This is a genomic window from Paraliobacillus sp. X-1268, assembly GCF_003426095.1.
GTDB lineage: Bacteria > Bacillota > Bacilli > Bacillales > Amphibacillaceae > Paraliobacillus_A > Paraliobacillus_A zengyii.
In genome coordinates, this window is sequence record NZ_QJSK01000001.1 from 101,664 (window position 1) to 122,041 (window position 20,378).

The 20,378-nt window shown below is 33.7% G+C and carries 25 protein-coding genes and 1 riboswitch; of the genes, 20 read left to right on the forward strand and 5 right to left on the reverse strand.

Annotated features, from left to right (window positions below; all coding sequences use genetic code 11):
• The first annotated feature begins 2 nt into the window (after nucleotides 1-2).
• Nucleotides 3-184, forward strand: a riboswitch (cobalamin riboswitch).
• A gap of 98 nt (nucleotides 185-282) precedes the next feature.
• From D2K62_RS00540 to D2K62_RS00555, 4 genes are all read left to right on the forward strand, one after another.
• Nucleotides 283-672 carry a DUF4430 domain-containing protein gene (locus tag D2K62_RS00540; protein WP_232824039.1) on the forward strand — a complete coding sequence of 130 codons (390 nt, stop codon included), beginning with the start codon at nucleotides 283-285 and terminating at the stop codon, nucleotides 670-672.
• A gap of 3 nt (nucleotides 673-675) precedes the next feature.
• A complete protein-coding gene (locus tag D2K62_RS00545; protein WP_112181213.1) occupies nucleotides 676-1,164 on the forward strand; it encodes an ECF transporter S component in 489 nt (162 codons plus the stop codon).
• A 67-nt stretch (nucleotides 1,165-1,231) separates the two neighbouring features.
• Nucleotides 1,232-1,756, forward strand: a complete 525-nt coding sequence (locus tag D2K62_RS00550) for a sigma-70 family RNA polymerase sigma factor (protein ID WP_117160716.1) — start codon at nucleotides 1,232-1,234, stop codon at nucleotides 1,754-1,756.
• 5 nt (nucleotides 1,757-1,761) lie between these two features.
• Nucleotides 1,762-2,922: a hypothetical protein gene (locus D2K62_RS00555; protein ID WP_117160717.1), complete on the forward strand. Its 1,161-nt coding sequence runs from the start codon at nucleotides 1,762-1,764 to the stop codon at nucleotides 2,920-2,922.
• 74 nt (nucleotides 2,923-2,996) lie between these two features.
• On the opposite strand, the gene D2K62_RS00560 is transcribed toward D2K62_RS00555, so the two are convergent.
• Nucleotides 2,997-3,248 (reverse strand): ferredoxin, encoded by a 252-nt coding sequence (locus tag D2K62_RS00560; RefSeq protein ID WP_112181210.1) that lies wholly within the window; start codon nucleotides 3,246-3,248, stop codon nucleotides 2,997-2,999.
• Nucleotides 3,249-3,397: 149 nt separating this feature from the next.
• Between D2K62_RS00560 and D2K62_RS00565 the strand changes: the two genes are divergently transcribed.
• From D2K62_RS00565 to D2K62_RS00580, 4 genes are read left to right on the forward strand one after another with little or no spacing between them, the layout of a single operon-like run.
• The gene (locus D2K62_RS00565) at nucleotides 3,398-4,465 is read left to right on the forward strand and encodes a YpbB family protein (RefSeq protein ID WP_117160718.1); all 1,068 of its coding nucleotides are present in this window, start codon (nucleotides 3,398-3,400) and stop codon (nucleotides 4,463-4,465) included.
• Nucleotides 4,462-5,991, forward strand: a complete 1,530-nt coding sequence (locus D2K62_RS00570) for a RecQ family ATP-dependent DNA helicase (protein ID WP_117160719.1) — start codon at nucleotides 4,462-4,464, stop codon at nucleotides 5,989-5,991. The genes D2K62_RS00565 and D2K62_RS00570 overlap by 4 nt, the downstream gene beginning before the upstream one ends.
• A complete protein-coding gene (locus D2K62_RS00575) occupies nucleotides 5,988-6,566 on the forward strand; it encodes a CPBP family intramembrane glutamic endopeptidase (protein ID WP_117160720.1) in 579 nt (192 codons plus the stop codon). Before D2K62_RS00570 ends, D2K62_RS00575 begins: the two co-directional genes overlap by 4 nt.
• A 2-nt stretch (nucleotides 6,567-6,568) precedes the next feature.
• Nucleotides 6,569-7,177: a LysM peptidoglycan-binding domain-containing protein gene (locus D2K62_RS00580; protein WP_117160721.1), complete on the forward strand. Its 609-nt coding sequence runs from the start codon at nucleotides 6,569-6,571 to the stop codon at nucleotides 7,175-7,177.
• 139 nt (nucleotides 7,178-7,316) lie between these two features.
• Here the strand turns inward: D2K62_RS00580 and D2K62_RS00585 are convergent, their stop codons facing one another.
• From D2K62_RS00585 to D2K62_RS00595, 3 genes are read right to left on the reverse strand one after another with little or no spacing between them, the layout of a single operon-like run.
• Complete coding sequence (locus D2K62_RS00585; protein WP_117160722.1) at nucleotides 7,317-7,886, reverse strand: manganese catalase family protein; 570 nt, start codon at nucleotides 7,884-7,886, stop codon at nucleotides 7,317-7,319.
• A 15-nt stretch (nucleotides 7,887-7,901) separates the two neighbouring features.
• The gene (locus D2K62_RS00590; protein WP_232824038.1) at nucleotides 7,902-8,171 is read right to left on the reverse strand and encodes a spore coat protein CotJB; all 270 of its coding nucleotides are present in this window, start codon (nucleotides 8,169-8,171) and stop codon (nucleotides 7,902-7,904) included.
• On the reverse strand, nucleotides 8,168-8,392 hold the full coding sequence (locus D2K62_RS00595; RefSeq protein ID WP_112181204.1) for a spore coat associated protein CotJA: 225 nt from the start codon (nucleotides 8,390-8,392) through the stop codon (nucleotides 8,168-8,170). The genes D2K62_RS00590 and D2K62_RS00595 overlap by 4 nt, the downstream gene beginning before the upstream one ends.
• A 141-nt stretch (nucleotides 8,393-8,533) precedes the next feature.
• Between D2K62_RS00595 and D2K62_RS00600 the strand changes: the two genes are divergently transcribed.
• From D2K62_RS00600 to D2K62_RS00610, 3 genes are all read left to right on the forward strand, one after another.
• Nucleotides 8,534-9,169, forward strand: a complete 636-nt coding sequence (locus tag D2K62_RS00600; RefSeq protein WP_162632634.1) for a CBS domain-containing protein — start codon at nucleotides 8,534-8,536, stop codon at nucleotides 9,167-9,169.
• A gap of 226 nt (nucleotides 9,170-9,395) precedes the next feature.
• Nucleotides 9,396-9,980, forward strand: a complete 585-nt coding sequence (locus D2K62_RS00605) for a genetic competence negative regulator (RefSeq protein ID WP_112181202.1) — start codon at nucleotides 9,396-9,398, stop codon at nucleotides 9,978-9,980.
• Nucleotides 9,981-10,007: 27 nt separating this feature from the next.
• Entirely contained in the window at nucleotides 10,008-11,000 is a 993-nt protein-coding gene (locus D2K62_RS00610; protein WP_117160723.1) for a YpdA family putative bacillithiol disulfide reductase, read from the forward strand.
• A 20-nt stretch (nucleotides 11,001-11,020) separates the two neighbouring features.
• On the opposite strand, the gene D2K62_RS00615 is transcribed toward D2K62_RS00610, so the two are convergent.
• On the reverse strand, nucleotides 11,021-11,995 hold the full coding sequence (locus D2K62_RS00615; protein ID WP_112181200.1) for an asparaginase: 975 nt from the start codon (nucleotides 11,993-11,995) through the stop codon (nucleotides 11,021-11,023).
• A 90-nt stretch (nucleotides 11,996-12,085) separates the two neighbouring features.
• Here D2K62_RS00615 and prsW point away from each other — a divergent pair, with 90 nt between their 5' ends.
• The 9 genes from prsW to D2K62_RS00660 all read left to right on the forward strand — a co-directional run bounded on the left by prsW (nucleotide 12,086) and on the right by D2K62_RS00660 (nucleotide 20,378).
• Complete coding sequence (gene prsW / locus D2K62_RS00620) at nucleotides 12,086-12,778, forward strand: glutamic-type intramembrane protease PrsW (RefSeq protein WP_112181199.1); 693 nt, start codon at nucleotides 12,086-12,088, stop codon at nucleotides 12,776-12,778.
• Nucleotides 12,779-12,933: 155 nt separating this feature from the next.
• Nucleotides 12,934-13,863, forward strand: a complete 930-nt coding sequence (sleB, locus tag D2K62_RS00625) for a spore cortex-lytic enzyme (RefSeq protein WP_112181198.1) — start codon at nucleotides 12,934-12,936, stop codon at nucleotides 13,861-13,863.
• Between the two features lie 18 nt (nucleotides 13,864-13,881).
• Complete coding sequence (ypeB, locus tag D2K62_RS00630) at nucleotides 13,882-15,222, forward strand: germination protein YpeB (protein ID WP_112181197.1); 1,341 nt, start codon at nucleotides 13,882-13,884, stop codon at nucleotides 15,220-15,222.
• Between the two features lie 128 nt (nucleotides 15,223-15,350).
• Nucleotides 15,351-16,007 (forward strand): flagellar brake protein, encoded by a 657-nt coding sequence (locus D2K62_RS00635; RefSeq protein WP_112181196.1) that lies wholly within the window; start codon nucleotides 15,351-15,353, stop codon nucleotides 16,005-16,007.
• 252 nt (nucleotides 16,008-16,259) lie between these two features.
• A complete protein-coding gene (gene cmk, locus D2K62_RS00640; RefSeq protein WP_117160724.1) occupies nucleotides 16,260-16,946 on the forward strand; it encodes a (d)CMP kinase in 687 nt (228 codons plus the stop codon).
• Nucleotides 16,943-17,524, forward strand: a complete 582-nt coding sequence (locus D2K62_RS00645; RefSeq protein ID WP_117160725.1) for a lysophospholipid acyltransferase family protein — start codon at nucleotides 16,943-16,945, stop codon at nucleotides 17,522-17,524. Before cmk ends, D2K62_RS00645 begins: the two co-directional genes overlap by 4 nt.
• A 103-nt stretch (nucleotides 17,525-17,627) precedes the next feature.
• On the forward strand, nucleotides 17,628-18,767 hold the full coding sequence (gene rpsA / locus D2K62_RS00650) for a 30S ribosomal protein S1 (protein ID WP_117160726.1): 1,140 nt from the start codon (nucleotides 17,628-17,630) through the stop codon (nucleotides 18,765-18,767).
• Nucleotides 18,768-18,886: 119 nt separating this feature from the next.
• Entirely contained in the window at nucleotides 18,887-19,492 is a 606-nt protein-coding gene (locus tag D2K62_RS00655) for a YphA family membrane protein (protein ID WP_112181192.1), read from the forward strand.
• The gene (locus tag D2K62_RS00660) at nucleotides 19,485-20,378 is read left to right on the forward strand and encodes a YIEGIA family protein (RefSeq protein WP_112181191.1); all 894 of its coding nucleotides are present in this window, start codon (nucleotides 19,485-19,487) and stop codon (nucleotides 20,376-20,378) included. Before D2K62_RS00655 ends, D2K62_RS00660 begins: the two co-directional genes overlap by 8 nt.

Here is a 20,378-nt window from a genome sequence, read left to right on the forward strand (position 1 = left end):
TAATAAAATAGTGTGTTATTGGTGTATGTAACATAACAGGGAATCTGGTGTGAGACCAGAACTGTCCTCGCAACTGTAAGTACAGACGAAATGAATAAGTCCACTGTATCAATTTTCGGTATGGGAAGGGTTCAAAGTAGATAAATGTACAAGTCAGTAGACCTACCAATTTCACTTTATCAATGCTTCGAGGGTTGAGCGATTGATTTGTTTGTTAATGTTAATTTTTAATTTATTTCACAAATTATTGTTCAGTCCTCCAAAAAAATGGAGGAATTTATTATGAAAAATCACGTAAAGTTAATTATGGCCTTCTTACTTAGTACACTAATCTTATTTGGTTGTGGACAAACAGAGACACCAGATGAAACAACTAATGTAGAAGAGCAAGAACAAGTAGTTAATATAACTATTTCAACAGATAATGGAGAAGAAGTTATTTCTTCGGAAACGATTGAAATAGAAGAGAATGAAATATTGATGGATGTATTGGAAGAAAACTATGAAATTGAAGATGCTGATGGCTTTATAACTTCGATAGATGGTGTCGAGCAATCGGATGATAAGTATTGGTTGTATGAAGTAAATGGTGAACAAGCTAATGTTGGTGCAAGTGAATATGAGTTATCATCAGGTGATGAAGTTATTTTTGATTTACATGGAACGGAATAATTAATGAAGCAGACATATCGTTTAACACTCATTGCTGTGTTAGCTTCATTATGTGTTGTTGGACGAGTAGGCTTTCAATTTTTACCAAACATACAGCCCGTAACTGCAATTATTATTATTACGGGCTTTTTTTTAGGACCGTTTTCTGCTTTCTTTTTAGCAGTTATCACTACATATATATCCAATTTGTTCTTAGGCATGGGAATTTGGACGGTTTGGCAAATCATTGCTTGGTCGATTATCGGTATTTTTAGTGGTTTATTAGGAAAAATGTATCTTAAGAAGCCATTCATTTATTTATTGATTTATGCTCTAATAGCTGGTTTATTCTTTGGATTTACATTTGCTATTACGAACTATTTTATTACAGGTAAGTTTCTTGCTTATTATTTAGCAGGTCTGCCTTTTGATATCTCTCATGCAATTGGTAATGTCGTGTTTCTATTCGTATTGTATGAACCTCTTTCGCTTATTTTTAAAAGATATTTGTAGATAAACGAAATTGTGTAACCTTTTGTCATAACTGACGACTAATATACTAGGACGGGAGGTCTTATAAATGAAGACCACGTTTGAAGACATATATAATAGATATCATCAAGATTTATTTCAATATATCTTTTATATGGTCAAAGATAAGTCTTTGGCTGAAGATCTTATTCAAGAAGTGTATATCAAAGTTCTAAAATCATATGATTCTTTTCGAGGTGAAAGTTCCGAAAAAACATGGTTGTTTTCTATTGCAAGACATACAACAATGGATTCTTTTAGAAAACAAACACGAAATAAACAGCGACTAATAGACTTTTTAAATTTCAATAAACAGGCGTCTGATTTTAAGGACACTTCCCGGTTACCTGAAGAGATTGTTATTCTTGATGAGGAATTAAAGGATATTTATTATCAGTTAGATAAGTGTAGTCTAGATCAAAAACAGGTGTTAATATTACGTTATTTGCAATCTTTAACCATTCAAGAAACAGCTGATATTATGGGTTGTTCAACTAGTAAGGTGAAAACTACACAACATCGAGCGATTAAAAAATTACAAACACTACTACGAGATCAACAAGAGAGGGGGTAATAATCATGGATCAACAGAGGTTAGGTGAAACAGATTTAGAACAAAAACTAAAAGAAATGCCAAGAATACATGATCATCAATCAAAAGAGCACTTATATAGCAATATCCAACAAGAACTAAATTCAACGCCAAAATCTAAGCAAAATCGATCCTGGATTATTCCTTCTCTGGCTTTAATCGCCGCTTTTTCTTTAGTTTTTATTTTTATACGAAGTTCCAATACAACACAGTTTGAACGTGCAGAACAAATAGAAGGTAATGGAGATAAAGTAACCTCACAAGAAGAAGCTATTTCAGGGGATTCAAGTGAAAATAGTATGATCATAGATGATGCAGTGGTAGATATGGAAAGTATGTTATATTACAAAGAATTTGAACAAGAACAAATGTTTACACTAGCAGTAGCTGATCAAAATTATCAATATGCTATACCAATCACATTAGTTGATTCTACTTCAACAGGAGAACCAAATGATTATTATAACCGAATTAACAGTTTTGTTGGAGACTTAGTAGTAGATGCTGGAATAAAAACTTTCCCATTTGAAGATATTGTGTTTGAGTTTACTGATAATAATAAACAACTTTTTATGACGGTTTCAGATGCATATGAATTTCCTCCAGGCTCTAGTAACGCAAATATGTTTCAAAAAATGTTGAATCTCATGTTCACACCATATGGGATTACTAATATTATTACACAAACAGAATCTATGGACCCAGTAACCTTGGGGCCATTTGGAGAGCTAGATAAATTCCCTTTAAGTGAGATTAAAAACCAAGTTTATAAAATTTATCAGTATGAAGATCGAGATAAGTTACTTATACCTACTAGTGTTAATGAAATAGTATCTATAAACGAAGCATTAACTCTTATGCAAATGGATGAGGGACAGTATATCGAAGCAACTATTCCAAAAGATACCAGTTTTAACTTAGAAGAGAAGAGCACTGAGGACATACTGATTTCATTTTCAGAGTCAACGGACTTTGCTGATAATCAGCTAACCATGTCGATGATTGAAGCGATTCTAATAACAGCTAAAACATTTGGCTATAGAAGTGTGGAATTCGATATCCCAATTGATAGTGAAGTAGTAGGCGAATACAGACTTCAGGAAGCTATTCCGGTACCTGATGGGGTTAATCCCCTTGTCTTACACTGATCACGGAGAAGTATAAACATAAAAGTGAAGGTTCCAATTGATATTGGTACCTTCACTTTTTGAATGATAAGGAATTATTTTTCAAATTTGAATGGATCACGATCAAAGGAATCGTTAGCAATCTTTATCGAGTCAGTTGGACAACCTTCATGCGCATCCAACATATCTTCTTCTAATATTTCTGGTATTTTAACGTTTCCTGTATTATCATCTAAGAGAACGTAGGCAATTCCCTCATCATCATAATCGTATATTTCAGGAGCTGCTGCCCCGCATGCACCGCAGGCAATGCATGTATCTTTATCTACTATTGTGTAATGAGCCATGCTAATTCTCCCTTCTTGCTATTTCATGATCTATAAAAAGTATGTCTTCCTTTACTATTTTAAGTGGGAATACTTATTTTTGCAATGAGAGTGTAGGAGGAGATAAAGAATACATTCCCTGATTATTTTTAAAAAAGGAGTTAAAGTATATGTTCAGGTCAATCTTACTAGACTGTATAGCCAGTATAAGTATGGAACGAAGTACTGCTTCTATTTTTCATCTCTTAGTTGGAAAGCGTTCGATACAAACTTTACAAGATGCTAAACTCTATAAAATAACCAGATATTTCGGTATTTGTAAGCATTTAGATAGAAACTACTTTGAGCAGGAAATTAAATCCCTTATTATTGATAACTATATTACAGTGGATCAACAAAATAATGCAAGTATCACGCGAAGTGGTGAAGCGTATTTAAATATAAGAATTGATAGTTATCCTATTCATCAATTAAATGGCTTTGTCTTCGATCGAATCAGTGATTTATTTTGGCTGCGACTACAATTGTGGATTCAAACCTATACCAATATGGCTCGGCAAAAGGGATACTTTGTTGCCATTACCGATCAAAGAGACATACAAGCATGGGTGAAGAAACTTTTTCAAATGCATAGAGATGAATCGGACCAATGGTTAGCTGGTGTTTATCGTGAATTATCTAGCTTTCTCAAAGCAATTAATCCAGACTTAGCACAATTATTTGTAGATCGATTAACAGGTTATCAAAAGATCGGTTTAACAATGGATCAATTAGCAAGAAAGTATCAGACAACTCCTATCGATATGCATTTATATTTAACTATTACCATACATAAATTACTAACTTATCTACAGGAACGAGAAAATGAATTGATATATTTACCGGTGTTTTATCAGTTTACAAAGACATCGAAAAAATTCATTACGAATTCAGCAGAAAAAACATATATTTTAGTAAAAAAAGGGTTCGATGTTGAGCAAATAGCTAAAATTAGACAACTGAAAATAAATACTATAGAAGATCATATTGTTGAAATCGCTTATATTGATCCCGACTTTTCAATTAAGCCATATGTTGATCAAGAGTCATTTACTATAATACTTGCTGCGATCAGAAATAATAAAACAGCAAAATTAAAACAAATCAAAGAAATGGCAGGAAATAATTTTAGTTATTTTCAAATTCGCCTCGTATTAACATATGCTGATTTTGTGCAGAAGGAGGATTTATTGAAATGAGTCAATTAGAAAAGCTATTACAAGACTATTTTGGTTATAATGCTTTTCGAACTGGACAAAAGGAAATTATTGAAGATGTCTTAGCGGGCAATAATGTCTTAGGGGTTTTACCTACAGGTTCAGGTAAATCAATTTGTTATCAAATTCCTGCTATTAAGGGAGATAACACCGTTATTGTCGTATCGCCACTTCTATCTCTTATGTCAGACCAAGTAAAACAGTTAAAAGCAAGGGGATTTAAGCAGGTTGTAGCAATAAATAGTTTTGTTGACCACAAGGAAAGACACTTTTTATTTGACCAGTTGGATTCTTATAAATTAATCTATCTTTCACCAGAAATGTTACAAAACGATCGTTTATTGGAGCGATTAAAAAGATTGAAAATATCGCTGTTTGTTATTGATGAAGCACATTGCATATCTCAATGGGGACATGAATTCAGACCTGATTACCTTAAACTAAACCCGGTTATAGAAGCGTTGAATAATCCACCGATATTAGCACTGAGCGCAACAGCAACACCTGAAGTTCAAAAGGATATTGCTAAACAATTGAATAACGCTCATTTAAATAAGCATGTCTATCCAATGGATCGAGATAATATTGCGTTTACAGTTCAAGCTCTTCAATCAAAACAAGAAAAAGTAAACTATTTAAAAAGATTATTAGGGAAATTCCCAGTTCCAACTATGATTTATTTCTCCAGTAAAAAGGAAGCTGAGTTTGTTGCAAGTCAGTTAAGAGATAGTCTAACGGAACTTCGTATTGCCTTTTATCACGGTGGGATGGAACAAGTAGATCGCATTTTAATTCAACAGCAATTTATGGAGAATCAATTAGATGTCATATGTTGTACGAGTGCATTTGGAATGGGTATTGATAAATCAAATGTACGTCTCGTAGTACACTATCATATTCCAACGCAAATTGAATCATTTATTCAAGAAATTGGTAGGGCAGGTAGAGATGGATTGTCTAGTGTCAGTCTAGTATTGCATGCACCTTACGATGATATTTTACCAAAGCGCTTAATTGAGTCAGAGTTGCCAACAACTGAACAAATTCCTATAATTATCAATAGACTTGATTCACTAGCAAGATCAGAAAAGTCTATTGATTTAGGTAGCCCATTATTATTAGAAGAGTTTCAAATAAATGAGACACAATGGCGATTTTTACATTATCAACTAGAAAAACATGATATGATTAAAGAAAATCGTATTTTGCCGATATATGATAAGAAGAGAGAAATAGTTGACGTAATAACACAAAGAATTATAGAAAGAACAAACTACAAAATAAACAAATTAGATGAAATGTTAACATGGGTTACCTGTGAGTCTTGTAGAAGAGAACGATTATATCAAGCGTTTCAACCTAATTGTTCAAAAGCAAAGTATCTCTGCTGTGATTACTGTGATTTTGAATTTAATAAATGGGAACCAATCATTGAATCAAAGCAACTTATAGAAAGTAGTTGGGAGATCGAATTAGCAAATTTGTTTTTTCGAGAGGGAAGTAAATGAAAAATAAACAAGCAGCTATTATTGCTACTATGACTAGTAAACAAGTCAGACAACAAGTTTATATATCACAAAGTCTCCTGCTTATTATAAGTCTTATCTGTGCTTGGTTTATTTATGGTTCATTTACCTTTTTTTCAGAACTGTTTGAGGGGTCTGTCACTGAAATAATGCTGTATGGTTTACTACCAGGTTTTATTGTTGTGATAATCGATATGGTTATGTATAAGACCCTGCCTAAACGCTATTGGGATGATGGCGGTATTAACGAAAAAATATTTAGAGGAAGTAATATCTACCAAATTATTATGTTAACAATGTTTGTTGCAATAGCAGAAGAGGTATTGTTTCGTGGGGTATTGCAGCCTAGTATTGGCTATATCGCAACGAGTTTACTATTTGCTTTTATTCATATCCGGTATTTGTTTAAGCCTGTTTTATTTAATAGTGTTGTTATGCTAAGTTTCTATATTGGTTTTATGTTTGAAATTACAAATAATCTTGGTGTAACGATCATCATGCATTTTGTTATTGACTGCAGTTTAGCTTTATACTTACGTTTTTTTAGGAGGGGTTAAAGATGAGTGACTATAGAGAAGATCAAGCAATGAGACTACGCGAGCAAATGAATCAAATTCAACGTGACTCTACTGCTACTGAACAACCAAGTGCTACTCCTGAAAAATTAGAGGAAGATGAGCCAAACATTGATATTTTAGATTTACCACCACGGAGCTACGTACATGCAGATAAAAAAGCAAAAACAAAATGGAAGATAAATTTTTTGTTTATTCGTTTTTTAATGGTCTTATTTATTATTATTGTAGGTTTAGTTTTAACATATCAGGTATGGGGAGAAGAATGGTTTAAATCGGTTAATGAAGAGAATGCAGTCTATTCACTTCCTGGAGGGGAAACAGTTACGGTTATTCCGATAAATCAAGATTTATCGAACGAAGTGACTATTTCTATAGTGAAGGATACCAATGAGAACGAATTTGTTGAAGTGACTGGCAGATACTATCATGTAACAGAAAGTGATACATTAATTTCAATTGCAGAAAAATATTATCAAAGAACAAGCGTTGTTAGTTCTTTACGTGTATTGAATGAGTTAGATTCAAATGTTATCACACCGGGTCAAAAACTTTTTTTACCCAATGAAAAAGAACTGAAGATAGTAGAATGAAAACCTTCAGTTCTTTTTATTGATTACTAAGCATTATTGCCTTTCATCTATACTTGCCCTGTGCCTGTAGAAAGTGTAATATACTTTTTGAGCGCGTGAAACCTGTAATGTTTACGTCTATTATTTTAGTGAGGATTATTTAAAAAAAATGTTTTTTATCTTTTTCATCAATTAATATTTGAGCAGCTTCTCTAAAACGTTGAGAATGTACAATTTCTCGTTCACGTAAAAACTTCAAACTGTCATTTAATTGCGGATCATCCGATACATTGATAATCCATTGATATGTGGCACGTGCTTTTTCTTCTGCTGCAATATCTTCATAGATATCTGCAATCGGATCACCTTTTGCTTGAATATAGGAAGCAGTCCAAGGAGCACCAGCAGCATTTTGGTAATATAACGCGCTATCATGATTAACATAATGAGCGGCTAAACCAGCTTTTTCCATTTGCTCTGGGGTAGCATCTTTAGTTAATTTATATATCATAGTGGCTATCATTTCTAAATGAGCAAATTCCTCAGTACCAATATCATTTAAGAGACCTACTACTTTATCTGGAATGGTATAACGTTGGTTTAGGTATCGTAAAGCCGCGGATAATTCCCCATCAGCCCCCCCATATTGTTCGATAAGATATTTCGCTAAACGTGGATTACATTCGGTTACGCGAACTGGATATTGCAATTTCTTTTCATAATACCACAAATTGTTTTCCTCCTTTTACACTTGCCAAGGCCATGGTGCATCATCCCAATTCCATGGATAACCAGAGTAGCTTTTCCCAAAATGCATGAGTGGTCCAAACTGTTTTTCGAAATTTTTCTTTAATTTTTTGCTTTCTAATGTACATTGATTAAATTGTTGAATAGCATCTATATCTTCGGGATGCGTGTCTAAATATAAATTAAGTTCAACTAGAACAAAATCAATTGCTTGAATTTGTTCTAACAGATCATAGTATTGTTGAGGCATTTGTTTAGGGGTGCTCATGTTTGTTCTCTCCCTTTCTTAGGTGGATAAGGATCAAATAGTGCGGGCCATAAAGTACCTGCAAACAGTGCTTCACGCGCTGTAGGATATTGTGCAAGATTTGGCGGTTGAAATCCCATGTACAAGTTAGGGGGTGTCGAATAACTCTTTTTTATAATAGGGGGACAGGGGTCAAACGGACTGATATAAGGATAGTAATATTTAGTATTTGTTTGATTCATTTATAGAACCTCCTTCTCTAAAAAATAACTATGTTATAATGTATGGCATATAAGCGTGTCCTATGTGTATAATGATAAATATTACATCTTTTTATCGTAATAAACGGAATAAAATAGTAAATGAAAAATGAGGTGTTTAATGTGTTTGTAAGAAGTGCAATGAAACCAATTCATAAATGTTTTGTAATAGCTCCAAATAAATCATTAAAAAGTGCAATAGAAATGATGGATAAAGAAAGTATTCAAGCGATGCCTGTAGTTGATGAGAATAAAATTTTTATAGGAATGATCTCAAAACAAGATATTTATAAGGCGTTTTTCCAAGAAAATTCTGATCAAACTAATTTTCTGGAATCGAAAAAAGTAACAGATATTTTAACACAACATAATGTATATATTTCTGAAGATGAGGTATTTGAAAATACGTTAACAACTTTTAAAGGCTTTCCGATATTAGCTGTTGTTAATGATGATAGAAAATTTCTTGGCATAATCAGTCGTTTTGATGTAATTGAACAGTTTGAAAGTGTATTTGGAATGAAGAAACCGGGTGTTCGTATTGCGTTTACTTCTGAAGAATCAAAAGGTCGTTTTGCTAGATTAGCAGACATTTTAAAACAACTACAGGCTAATATTATTTCTATAACAACATTTGACGAAACAGACAAATTAGCAAGACGGATTGTTTTAAAAGTTAATGAGGAAGTAGATACGAGTAAACTGAAAAGTAAATTAGAAAGAGCGGGTTTTCGTGTTTTAGATATTAAGAATATGTAAAGGCCTCTGTATTGAAATCTATTTGCTTTCAATCGTGCTACCTGTACTATATAATATAATTTCAAATAAGGTACTTTTAATTAAATGAAAGTACCTTATTTGCAAACAATTAAATTTTTTTGCTTATTAATGGGTTGGTATTCGTTACAAATTCGTATACAATAACATATTATGATATAAATTACGTATTACAATATAAAGGTATTTAATAAGGGGGGTAATTAACATGCGTTTAGAAAGACTTTCTTCTGATCAATTTAAAATTTTTCTGACTTTTGATGATTTAGTTGATAGAGGTTTAACAAAAGAAGATCTATGGAAAGATTTACCCAGAATGCAAGCTTTATTTCACGATATGATGTATGAAGCTAGTGATGAATTGGGATTTGAATTAGAAGGTGTATTATTGGTGCAAGTTCACGTAATGCAAGCACAGGGTATGTTAATTATCGTAACACAAAGTGATGTTGAAGATGAAGAAGATGAAGAAGATTTTATAGAAATGAAAGTAACGTTGGACGAAAGTAAAGAATTGATCTTTCTATTCCAATCGTTTGAGGATCTGATTCAATTAGCAATACATTTAGAACAAGTTGGCATAACAGGCGGTACGGTTTATTCATTTGACGGAAATTATTATATGGAATTGACGGATGAAGAGGTAGTTGATATGAACCGAGAACATGTTATAGCAATTTTGTCCGAGTTTGCTTCACCTAGTATTCTAACATCCCATCGTTTAATTGAATACGGCAATACAATTATGTCACAAAACGCGGTAGAACAATTAAACAAATACTTTGCTAACTAAAAGAAATGATTGCTAGGGGGATCTACTATGCAAGAAGAGCAAGCTATTATTATTGGGGCTGGTCCCTGTGGTATGTCAGCAGCTATAGCATTACAAGACAAAGGCATTAACCCTTTACTAATTGAAAAGGGGAATGTAGTGAATGCTATTTATCAATACCCAACACACCAAACATTTTTCAGTTCCAGTGATCGTTTAGAAATTGGAGAAATACCATTTATTACAGAATTTAAAAAGCCTGTCCGCAATCAAGCGTTAGCCTATTATCGTGAAGTAGCAAGAAGAAGAGAGCTACGTATTAATAGTTACGAACGAGTAGTAAAGGTAAAACATGAAGATGGCGCTTATCTTTTGTATACAGAAACTAATAATGGTTCACAAAATGTTTACAAAGCTGGTTTTGTTATTGCTGCAACTGGTTACTATGATCAACCAAATGAAATGGGTATAAAAGGGGAAGAACTTTCCCATGTAAGTCATTACTTCAAAGAAAGTCATCCTTATTACAATAAAAACGTTGTCGTCATTGGTGGAAAAAATTCTGCCGTTGATGCAGCGTTAGAGTTACATAAAGCTGGGGCGCATATTACTGTACTTTATCGGGGCAGTGATTACTCTGATAGCATTAAACCATGGATATTACCTGAATTTGTTGCACTAGCAAGTAAAGGAAGGATAACAATGGAATTTAATGCTATTATTACAGAAATTAAGAAAGATACGGTAGACTTTACTGTTCATACACAACGGAAACATGCAAAAGCAGATTTTGTCTTTGCAATGACTGGTTATCAACCTGATCAATCTTTCCTAAGAGAGATGGCCATTGAAGTAGATATTGCAACTGGAAGACCTGTATTTAATCAAGAAACAATGGAAACAAATGTTGAAAATATATATATTGCTGGTGTTATTGCAGCTGGGTTTAATAACAATGAGATATTTATTGAAAACGGTCGATTTCATGGACCTCTAATCGCTGAAGATATAGCAAAAAAAATAAAAAAACGCATGAAATAAAGCAGCACAATTGTGCTGCTTTATTTCGCTTCAAATATCGTTTCTAACCGATCTAGTGAACAATTAGATTCAAGCAATAAAAGTAACTTGATTCTTGCCTTTTGACCAGTTAGGCCTTTCGCAAATAAAACACCGGCATTTTTTAATTGTTTTCCACCGCCAGGATAATCATATGTTGGTTGAACAATTCCCTTAAAGCTTCGTGATACTAAAACAACTGGAATTGACTTTTTAATAAGTTGTTCGATGGAATCTACGATAGCTGGAGGTAAATTTCCTTGGCCAAACCCCTCTATAACTATTCCATCTAATGAAATCGAAGTAACTGCATTAAATAATGTTTGATCCATTCCAGCATAGGCCTTAATTAAGGGAACTTGTTTCGTTATTGATTCTACTTTATACGTTTCAAATGAAATCGATTTATGATAAAAATAAACTGTTTGTTTCGTTAGCATACCTATAGGTCCAAATTGCGGGCTTTTAAAGGTTGCGATATTGCTTGTTGAGGTCTTTGTTGCATATGCTGCAGTATGAATTTCATCATTCATAACAACAAGTACTCCTTTTTCCTCAGACTCTTCAGCACTTGCAACGCGGATAGCACTAATTAAATTATATAAACCATCTGATCCTATCTCATTGCTTGAACGCATTGCACCTGTTATAACAATTGGTTTATTTGTTTCCAAATACAGATCTAAGAAATAAGCGGTCTCCTCTAACGTATCTGTACCGTGTGTAATTACAATGCCATCGTATGTGTTGGTTTTTAAATTTCTTTCAATATGTTGACCTAGTTTTAACATATGAACTGGTGTAATGTGTGGAGAGGGTAAATCAAATAAATAGTCGTCATTTACTTTTGCGAATTGCTTTATTATTGCATCTTCACTTGCCAAGGGATGGCTATTGGTAGTGGAGACAGAACCAGTATTCGCATTCTCTGTCATTGCAATGGTTCCACCAGTATGGATGAGTAAAATATTTTTCATTATTTTGCACCAACTTTATTATTTGTATTTTCAAGTCTCATACTTTCATGATACGATGAAAGTAATTTTTATGGAAGAGGGTGCCGAATTATGGTAGCACTTTTATCTGCTGGTATTGCACCAGCACTTGCTCTAATGTCTTTTTTTTATTTGAAAGACCGTTTTAATACGGAGCCACTTTTACCGATAATTCGTAGTTTTATATATGGTGCTCTTCTTGTTTTCCCAATAATGTTTATTCAATATGCATTTTCAGTTGAAAATATTGGTCAGTCTCCATTAGTATCTTCTTTTATATTAACCGGTTTATTAGAAGAATTCTTTAAATGGTTTATATTTATATATACGATTTACAAGTTCACTGCTTTTGATTCCGTTTACGACGGAATAATATATGGTGTTGCAATTAGTTTAGGTTTCGCTACACTTGAGAATATCTTGTACTTATTTGCACATGGAATTGAATATGCTATCGGTAGAGCTATATTCCCCGTTTCCTCACATGCTTTATTTGGTGTGATCATGGGTTATTATTTAGGTAAGGCAAAGTTTAATTCAACACATTCCCGAGCTGTCATGATCAGTGCCCTCTTCATTCCAGTAACCTTACATGGCTTGTATGATTATATTTTACAAATTGTTCCTGGAGGTAGATGGATATATATATTAATACCATTTATGGTTATATTATGGTTAAATGGAATGAAAAAAGTGAAGGTGGCAAATCAACCATATATCCCAATTTGTAATCAAGTTAAAAGCGAGAATATGACTGATTTATAGCAAGTATTCCTTACGAGACCGTAATGAGAATACTTGCTTTTTTTATGGAATTAACGATGTAGTTAACTAAATTCAATGTATAAAATCATTATTTCGCACGAAAATACATAACAAGATAGAAATCATTACTTCTAAGAATCTAGGAGGAGCGCAGGATGAATATAGTTAAAAAAAGCATCTTCTTATTTAGTTTCGTAGGTATACTATTAAGTTTTACGAACGTTGTACCTATAAACACAAGTCATGCATTTAGCGACCAAGTAATTCAGCATGGTGCAACTGGTGAAGATGTTATAGAGTTACAAGCAAGATTACAGTATATCGGATTTTATAACGGAAAAATTGATGGTGTGTTCGGATGGAGCACGTATTGGGCATTACGCAATTTTCAGTACGAATTTGGAATGGAGATTGATGGTTTAGCAGGTACAGCTGCAAAGCAAAAGTTAGAAAAAGCAACTGAATATGATAGAGCATATGTAAAGCAACAAATTGAAGCAGGTAATAATTTTACGCATTATGGTGGTATGTCCAATGCGGATCAAGTAAAAAAGAAAAATAATGCCCAAGAAGCACAACCTGCACCTAAACAAGAAAAAACAGAAGAACCAAAGGCAGAAGAACAACCACAAGCACCAACTAAAGAACAACCACAACCACAAGCAGAAGAGGCAGAAGAAAGCCCAGATACCTCACTTGAACCAACTGCGGTAAATGTTCCTAATGGATTTTCACAAAATGATATTCAATTAATGGCAAATGCTGTTTATGGAGAAGCAAGAGGAGAGTCGTATGAAGGACAAGTTGCTGTAGCCGCAGTCATATTAAATAGGGTGAACAGCGCCACTTTTCCAAATACAGTTTCTGGAGTGATTTTTGAACCGAGAGCATTCACTGCTGTAGCAGATGGACAGATTTGGTTAACGCCAAATGATCGAGCTAAGGATGCTGTTGTTGATGCGATTAACGGGTGGGATCCAACTGGAGAAGCCATTTATTATTTTAATCCAGATACTGCTACATCTAGTTGGATTTGGTCAAGACCTCAAATCAAAAAAATAGGTAAACATGTTTTTTGTATGTAAGAAAGGAGTATGACTATTATGTTTAAATGGATTGCAATCGGTCTACTTACGATTGTTGTATTTGCAACCGGTGCATGGGGTTATCAAGAACATCAAGAGAAAAATGAAATTTTAGTACAAGCAGAGAATAATTATCAGCGGGCCTTTCACGATTTAAGTTATGAAATGGATTTATTACATGACAAGATAGGTACTACCTTAGCCATGAATTCAAAAGAAAGAATATCGCCACAATTGATTGAAATTTGGAGAATAACATCAGAGGCACAAAGCGACGTAGGCCAATTACCACTAGTATTAATGCCTTTTAATAAAACAGAAGAATTTTTATCTGACATCGGTGATTTTAGTTACCGTGCATCTGTTCGTAACCTTGAACAAGAACCTTTAACCGATGATGAAATAAATACATTAAACGAGTTGTATCAAACTGCAGGTGATATAAAAAATGAATTACGAAAAGTACAGCACGCTGTTCTAGAGGAAAATTTACGTTGGATGGATGTTCAATTAGCTTTAGCATCTGAAGATGAACCGATGGATAATACGATTATAGATGGTTTTGAGACTGTTGAAGAGACATTAGGAGGCTATTCTGAAAGTGATCTATCCGCAAGTTTAACAGGAATATCTAATGAAACACATGAATTTAAGTTTATTAATGGTAAAAATATCTCAGAAACAAAAGTTGAAGATCGAATTCGTGAATTATTTGATTTAGATCAGGATATTGATTTAACTGTTGCCAAAAGTGGAGATGGTGCAACGATTCCAATGTACAGTGCTTCCTTTGAAAAAGATGATGAGCATGGATATATTGATATTTCAACAAAAGGCGGTCACCCGTTATCCTTTATGTTGAATCGCGAAATTAAAGATCAAAAGTTAAGTTTAAATGACGCACAGTTAGAAGCGGAAAAATTTCTTGAAAAAAATGGCTTTGAAAACATGGAAATGTTCCAAAGTAGCCAATATGATCATGTTGGTGTTTTTCAATTCTTATACCAACAAGATGATGTGCGTATTTATCCAGATAAAATTCAAATGAAAGTTGCATTGGATAATGGTGAAGTATTAGGTTTTATTGGAACGGACTTTTATAGAAACCATGTTGAAAGAAAAATTGAAGAACCAACATTATCAATAGATGAAGCAAAAGAGAAGGTAAATCCTTCTGTAGCTATTCAAGATCAGCATTTAGCTATTGTCGATGATAGTGGTATGGAAGAGGTTTTAGCATATGCATTTCTAGGGACGAAGGATAATGAAACATTTCGCATATTTATTAATGCGATGTCCGGTGCGGAAATTCATGTAGAAAGGTTAAAAACAGCCGAAGCAAAATGGAATGTTGATTAGGAAGGGAAAAACTCCTTTCCTTTTTTATTTTTCTTGAAATCTCTAAAAAGTTTACTTGCGTATTCTATATGTTCTTTGCGATAATACATATAGACGTGTGTAGAATTACCTAGAGAGAAGGAAACATTTTGATAAAAATTGGAACAACGCTTACATTAGAAGCTGAAAATGAGGATGGAGAAACGCATCGGTATCGTTGCAAGGTTGTAGAGATGAAAGGATCTACAATTTATATAGATTATCCAATTAATGAACAGAGTGGTAGAACTAGTATCTTTCCAAAGGGAACTATTTTTCAAGCGAATTTTATTGGTAATGATCAATCTATTTATCAATTTGATACAGAAATAAAAGGGAAAAAAACAGCGAATCTCCCTATGTTGCTACTACATTTTCCAAAAGATGATCTAAAGAGAATTCAAAGAAGAGAGTATGTCCGTGTATTGACTACGCTTGATGTATCTATTCATCATGCTAATCAAATCGACCAACCCTTTACGACAATTACCTATGATATAAGTGGTGGAGGTTTAGCTATCATTCTTCCTTCAAATCATGCTGTAGAACCTGGGAAAACAGTTTATATGTGGCTTGTTTTACCTATGCAATCAGGTGAAACTATTTATGTAACTGCCGAAGCTGAAGCAATACGTACTTATCAAAAAAAAGAATCAGATAGGCAACTACTATCTATGAAATTTACCAATATAAATGAAAAAGACAGACAAAAAATTATCCGTTATTGTTTTGAAATACAATTAAGAGAAAGACGGAAAGATCTTTAATTTGAGCATGATGTTATTTAGCAGGATAAGCTAAGTCTTGTCATTATGGCAGAAAATCCATAGAGGGTCTACGATTAAGCGACCCATCATCAAATATTCACCTTAATAGCGGAAAAGAAAGGTTGGAATCCCCCAACCTTTTGACGATAAAAATAATATTTTGAAGGAAGAATAACGTTGATTTAAAAAATATGTTATTCTTTTAGATATACTAATTTATGAAATGGTTTTGTTTAGAGAGGAAGAATAGAAATGGTTGAAGAGAAAATAGCTATTGCTATTGATGGTCCAGCTGCAGCTGGAAAGAGCACAGTTGCTAAGATTGTAGCATCTGAATTGGATTATATATACATAGATACGGGTGCGATGTACCGAGCGATAACATTTAAAGCGTTGCAGCAGAATGTTAGCTTAGAGAATAGCGATGCATTACATGAATTAATCGTAACGACTTCGTTGGAGTTAGATCAAGGTCAAAACGGTCAAAAAGTTTATCTTGATCAAATAGATGTGACGGAATTAATAAGAACGCAAGAGGTTACTAACCTTGTCTCTATTGTTGCAAAACATGCTAGCGTTCGTAGCGAAATGGTTAAGCGACAACAACAGATGGCTGCAAAACGCGGTGTTGTAATGGACGGAAGAGATATTGGTACTCATGTCATTCCAGATGCAGAGGTAAAAATTTTCCTGATTGCATCAGTAGAAGAAAGAGCAGAGCGAAGACAAAAAGAAAATGATAGAAAAGGAATTGCTTCAGAACTTGAGCAGTTAAAGTATGAAATCGCAACAAGAGATAAGCTAGACACAGAACGAGAAGTTTCCCCTCTTCTAAAAGCAGATGATGCAGTAGAGATTGATACAACAGCTTTATCAATTAAAGCTGTTAGTAGTAAGATATTAGACATTGTTCAGCGTGTAAAGGAGCAAAGCAAATGAGTTTCTATAATTTCGCTAAAAATCTTGTCGGATTATATGTTAAACCAGTATATCGTATGCACGTTATTGGAAAAGAAAATGTTCCACAACAAGGTCCTGTTATTATTTGTTCTAACCATATATCAAATTGGGATCCATTAGTTGTAGGTATAACTTGTCCACGTAATATATACTTTATGGCTAAAGAGGAATTATTTTCTAATAAAATTATTGGTACATTATTAAGAAAAGTGCATGCTTTCCCAATTAAGCGTGGTATGAAGGACCGTAATGCACTAAGATCTGGATTAGAAATCCTTAAAGGTGGAAATACATTAGGATTATTTCCAGAAGGCACGAGAAGTAAAAATGGAGAAGTTGGAGAAGGATTTTCAGGCATTGGTTTTTTTGCTTTGCGCTCGGATGCCAGAGTAGTTCCATGTGCTATTGTAGGGCCATACCAAAAAGGAAAAAGACTTAAGGTTGTATATGGTAAACCAGTTAATATGGAAGAATTACGTGAAAGAAAGGCATCAGCACGAGAAGTGACGGATGTAATTATGGAAGAAATAAGGAAAATAAGACAGGCTAATTTATAAGTTTTCACTGCCTAACACTTGACAAACAGCTTGAAATGTTAGAAGTTAGAAAAAAGGACATTGCAGTTTTGAGTTTTGTCGTAAATTGAAGGAGGCCTCTTGTATGGATGAAATGAATAATGAAGTATCAAATTTCAAAGAATTAACAGAAGGCGAAACAATTACAGGTAAAGTTGTAAAAGTAGAAGAAAAACAAGTATTAGTTGACATTGGTTATAAGGTAGAAGGAATTGTTCCTATTAGCGAATTATCTAGTCTTCACGTAGAAAAGGCAAGTGATGTTGTTAGTGAAGGTGACGAACTAACATTAAAAATTAAAAAAGTAGATGATGAAGAAATTGTTCTCTCTAAGCGTGCTATTGATGCAGACATAGCATGGGATGACTTAGAAGCTAAATTTAATAATGGTGAAATATTTGAAGCGACAGTTAAAGACGTTGTAAAAGGTGGATTAGTTGTCGATGTTGGTTTAAGGGGGTTCATTCCTGCTTCTCTAATAGAGGATCATTACGTTGAGGATTTCTCTGACTATCAAGATAAGGTACTAGCTTTGAAAGTTGTGGAATTCGATCGAGATCAAAGCCGCTTGATTCTATCTCATCGTGCAGTAGTTGAAGCTGATCAGAGTGAAAAAAAACAAAAAGTATTGGCTTCCATAACCGAAGGTCAAATACTAGAAGGAAAAGTTGCGCGAATTACCAATTTCGGTGTTTTTGTTGATCTAGGTGGAATTGATGGACTTGTACACATTTCTCAACTATCACATGATCACGTTGAAAAAGCATCGGATGTCGTTTCAGAAGGTGAAGCAATTAAAGTAAAAGTTCTTGCAATTAATAAAGAAAACGAACGAATTTCACTTTCCGTAAAAGAAACAAAACCAGGACCGTGGGAAAATATTGAAGAAAAATTACAATCTGGTAGCATAGTGGAAGGGACAGTAAAACGTTTAGTTAACTTTGGAGCCTTTGTGGAAGTTTTGCCTGGAGTTGAGGGACTTGTACACATTTCGCAAATATCTACTGAACATATTGGTACGCCTCAAGAAGTATTGTCTGAAGGGCAGTCAATAAAAGTGAAGGTGTTAGATGTAAATGAAAAGGATAAGCGTGTTTCATTGAGTATTAAAGAAATAGAAGCCGATCAGAATCAACAAGATTTAAAAGCTTATGTAAAGGAAAGTGATCACGCAGGTTTTCAACTTGGTGATATGATTGGTAACAAATTAGATAAATATAAATAAATTAAGAGGAATCCGTGCTTATACTCATAAGCATGGATTTTTTTGCGTTTCATTACCTTAACTAATCTGTGTTTAAAAGTACGTATCAATAGCTATAATGGTTACTGGTGGTGATTAGGATGGATGGGGTTTTATTTTATTGGCTTGGCTGGATATTTTGGATTATTACAACATTTTTAATGCAAAAGGGGAAATTTAGAACAACATTATCTTTCTTTATATTGCTTATCATATCCCTATCTTTAGTGAAATTCACTATTCTGGGTTACGAGATAGGTCTGTCTTTTTGTATCGTTGTTTTAGGTTCATTTTTTCTTCTTACTAGACAAACCCGTAAAGTATACATGCTTTTTGTTATTATATTGATTGGTTTCAGCTACGCTGGTTTACGTTTATGGGAAGTTGTCAGCCCTATATGGGTGATTATACCTCGTATGTATTTATATGCTTTTATTGTAATTACACTTACGATGTTATGTAATCGTAAATACTTACAACGTTATTTAGTCTGTTGCCTTGCAGTAAGTTTTGGTGAAGTAGTTTATATCATGATAGTTGGTGAAATTGGCTGGAATCTCACAATTGGAGATAGTAATATATTGGACTTAATATGTTTACAAACTGCTTCCTTGTTTATTTTATATTTATGGACGGAAATAAAATTAAAGTTCGAGGATATACTACAACAAGTAGAACTGCAAAAGAAGAGGTGGACAAATGAATGAATACACATTACCAATTATTTTTGGCGTAACATTTGGGACAATTTCTCGTGCTATTATGCTTCGAACAGACTATCGACAGTATCCCACATATTTGCATGGAAAAGTAATTCATCTTGCCTTAGGTTTTATTGCTGCCGCCCTAGGTGCTGTTGCAATACCAGCTATTATGGAAAAGGAATTTACTGCCGTTACCTTCCTTACAATTGCTGCATCACAATTTAGAGAAGTTCGAAATATGGAACGTAATACATTAGCAGAATTAGATAGTTATGAGTTAGTTCCTAGAGGGAATACATACATTGAAGGTATTGCTGTAGCGTTTGAGAGCAGAAATTATCTTGTTATTTTCGTATCTTTTTTAACTACATTAATCTACATTGTGTTTAATTGGTGGATAGCATCAATTTTTGCTGTTTTTAGTTTTATCGTAGTGCGAAAATTAATGAGTGGTTCGACTATGAAAGAAATTGTAAACATTGAAAAGAAAGAAGTTCATTTTGACGGTGCTGGACTGTATGTTGATAATATCTACATTATGAATATTGGCCTCCCGGCTAGACAAAAAGAAATATTGCAGTATGGAATGGGTTTTGTACTCACGCCCAAAAATTTTAACGTCCGCTCTACTATAGCAAATTTAGGACAGAGACAGGCTATTTTACATGATGTTTCTGTTTCTTTAGGTGTGTTTCGTGATTCTGGAACACCGGCCCTTGTCCCATTAATTAAACGAGATCTAGATGACGGAAGAATTGGTGTTTTCATTTTACCTCAGAATCAAGACGTTGAAAAAGCTGTGAATGTCATTGGAGCCGTTCCAGTATTAGAAAATGCAATACGAATGCCTTCTGAGTCTAAAGCTAATAAAAAGAATAGAGGGAAGTAG

What these genes read in the sequence shown, in the direction of transcription:
- rpsA (WP_117160726.1), top strand. Translation starts at nt 17,628, where the DNA reads ATGGATGAAATGAATAATGAAGTATCAAATTTCAAAGAATTAACAGAA.
- D2K62_RS00550 (WP_117160716.1), top strand. Translation starts at nt 1,232, where the DNA reads ATGAAGACCACGTTTGAAGACATATATAATAGATATCATCAAGATTTA.
- cmk (WP_117160724.1), top strand. Translation starts at nt 16,260, where the DNA reads ATGGTTGAAGAGAAAATAGCTATTGCTATTGATGGTCCAGCTGCAGCT.
- D2K62_RS00555 (WP_117160717.1), top strand. Translation starts at nt 1,762, where the DNA reads ATGGATCAACAGAGGTTAGGTGAAACAGATTTAGAACAAAAACTAAAA.
- D2K62_RS00540 (WP_232824039.1), top strand. Translation starts at nt 283, where the DNA reads ATGAAAAATCACGTAAAGTTAATTATGGCCTTCTTACTTAGTACACTA.
- D2K62_RS00560 (WP_112181210.1), bottom strand. Translation starts at nt 3,248, where the DNA reads ATGGCTCATTACACAATAGTAGATAAAGATACATGCATTGCCTGCGGT.
- D2K62_RS00615 (WP_112181200.1), bottom strand. Translation starts at nt 11,995, where the DNA reads ATGAAAAATATTTTACTCATCCATACTGGTGGAACCATTGCAATGACA.
- D2K62_RS00610 (WP_117160723.1), top strand. Translation starts at nt 10,008, where the DNA reads ATGCAAGAAGAGCAAGCTATTATTATTGGGGCTGGTCCCTGTGGTATG.
- D2K62_RS00575 (WP_117160720.1), top strand. Translation starts at nt 5,988, where the DNA reads ATGAAAAATAAACAAGCAGCTATTATTGCTACTATGACTAGTAAACAA.
- D2K62_RS00590 (WP_232824038.1), bottom strand. Translation starts at nt 8,171, where the DNA reads ATGAGCACCCCTAAACAAATGCCTCAACAATACTATGATCTGTTAGAA.
- sleB (WP_112181198.1), top strand. Translation starts at nt 12,934, where the DNA reads ATGAATATAGTTAAAAAAAGCATCTTCTTATTTAGTTTCGTAGGTATA.
- D2K62_RS00565 (WP_117160718.1), top strand. Translation starts at nt 3,398, where the DNA reads ATGTTCAGGTCAATCTTACTAGACTGTATAGCCAGTATAAGTATGGAA.
- ypeB (WP_112181197.1), top strand. Translation starts at nt 13,882, where the DNA reads ATGTTTAAATGGATTGCAATCGGTCTACTTACGATTGTTGTATTTGCA.
- D2K62_RS00545 (WP_112181213.1), top strand. Translation starts at nt 676, where the DNA reads ATGAAGCAGACATATCGTTTAACACTCATTGCTGTGTTAGCTTCATTA.
- D2K62_RS00605 (WP_112181202.1), top strand. Translation starts at nt 9,396, where the DNA reads ATGCGTTTAGAAAGACTTTCTTCTGATCAATTTAAAATTTTTCTGACT.
- D2K62_RS00570 (WP_117160719.1), top strand. Translation starts at nt 4,462, where the DNA reads ATGAGTCAATTAGAAAAGCTATTACAAGACTATTTTGGTTATAATGCT.
- D2K62_RS00660 (WP_112181191.1), top strand. Translation starts at nt 19,485, where the DNA reads ATGAATGAATACACATTACCAATTATTTTTGGCGTAACATTTGGGACA.
- D2K62_RS00645 (WP_117160725.1), top strand. Translation starts at nt 16,943, where the DNA reads ATGAGTTTCTATAATTTCGCTAAAAATCTTGTCGGATTATATGTTAAA.
- D2K62_RS00595 (WP_112181204.1), bottom strand. Translation starts at nt 8,392, where the DNA reads ATGAATCAAACAAATACTAAATATTACTATCCTTATATCAGTCCGTTT.
- D2K62_RS00580 (WP_117160721.1), top strand. Translation starts at nt 6,569, where the DNA reads ATGAGTGACTATAGAGAAGATCAAGCAATGAGACTACGCGAGCAAATG.
- D2K62_RS00655 (WP_112181192.1), top strand. Translation starts at nt 18,887, where the DNA reads ATGGATGGGGTTTTATTTTATTGGCTTGGCTGGATATTTTGGATTATT.
- prsW (WP_112181199.1), top strand. Translation starts at nt 12,086, where the DNA reads ATGGTAGCACTTTTATCTGCTGGTATTGCACCAGCACTTGCTCTAATG.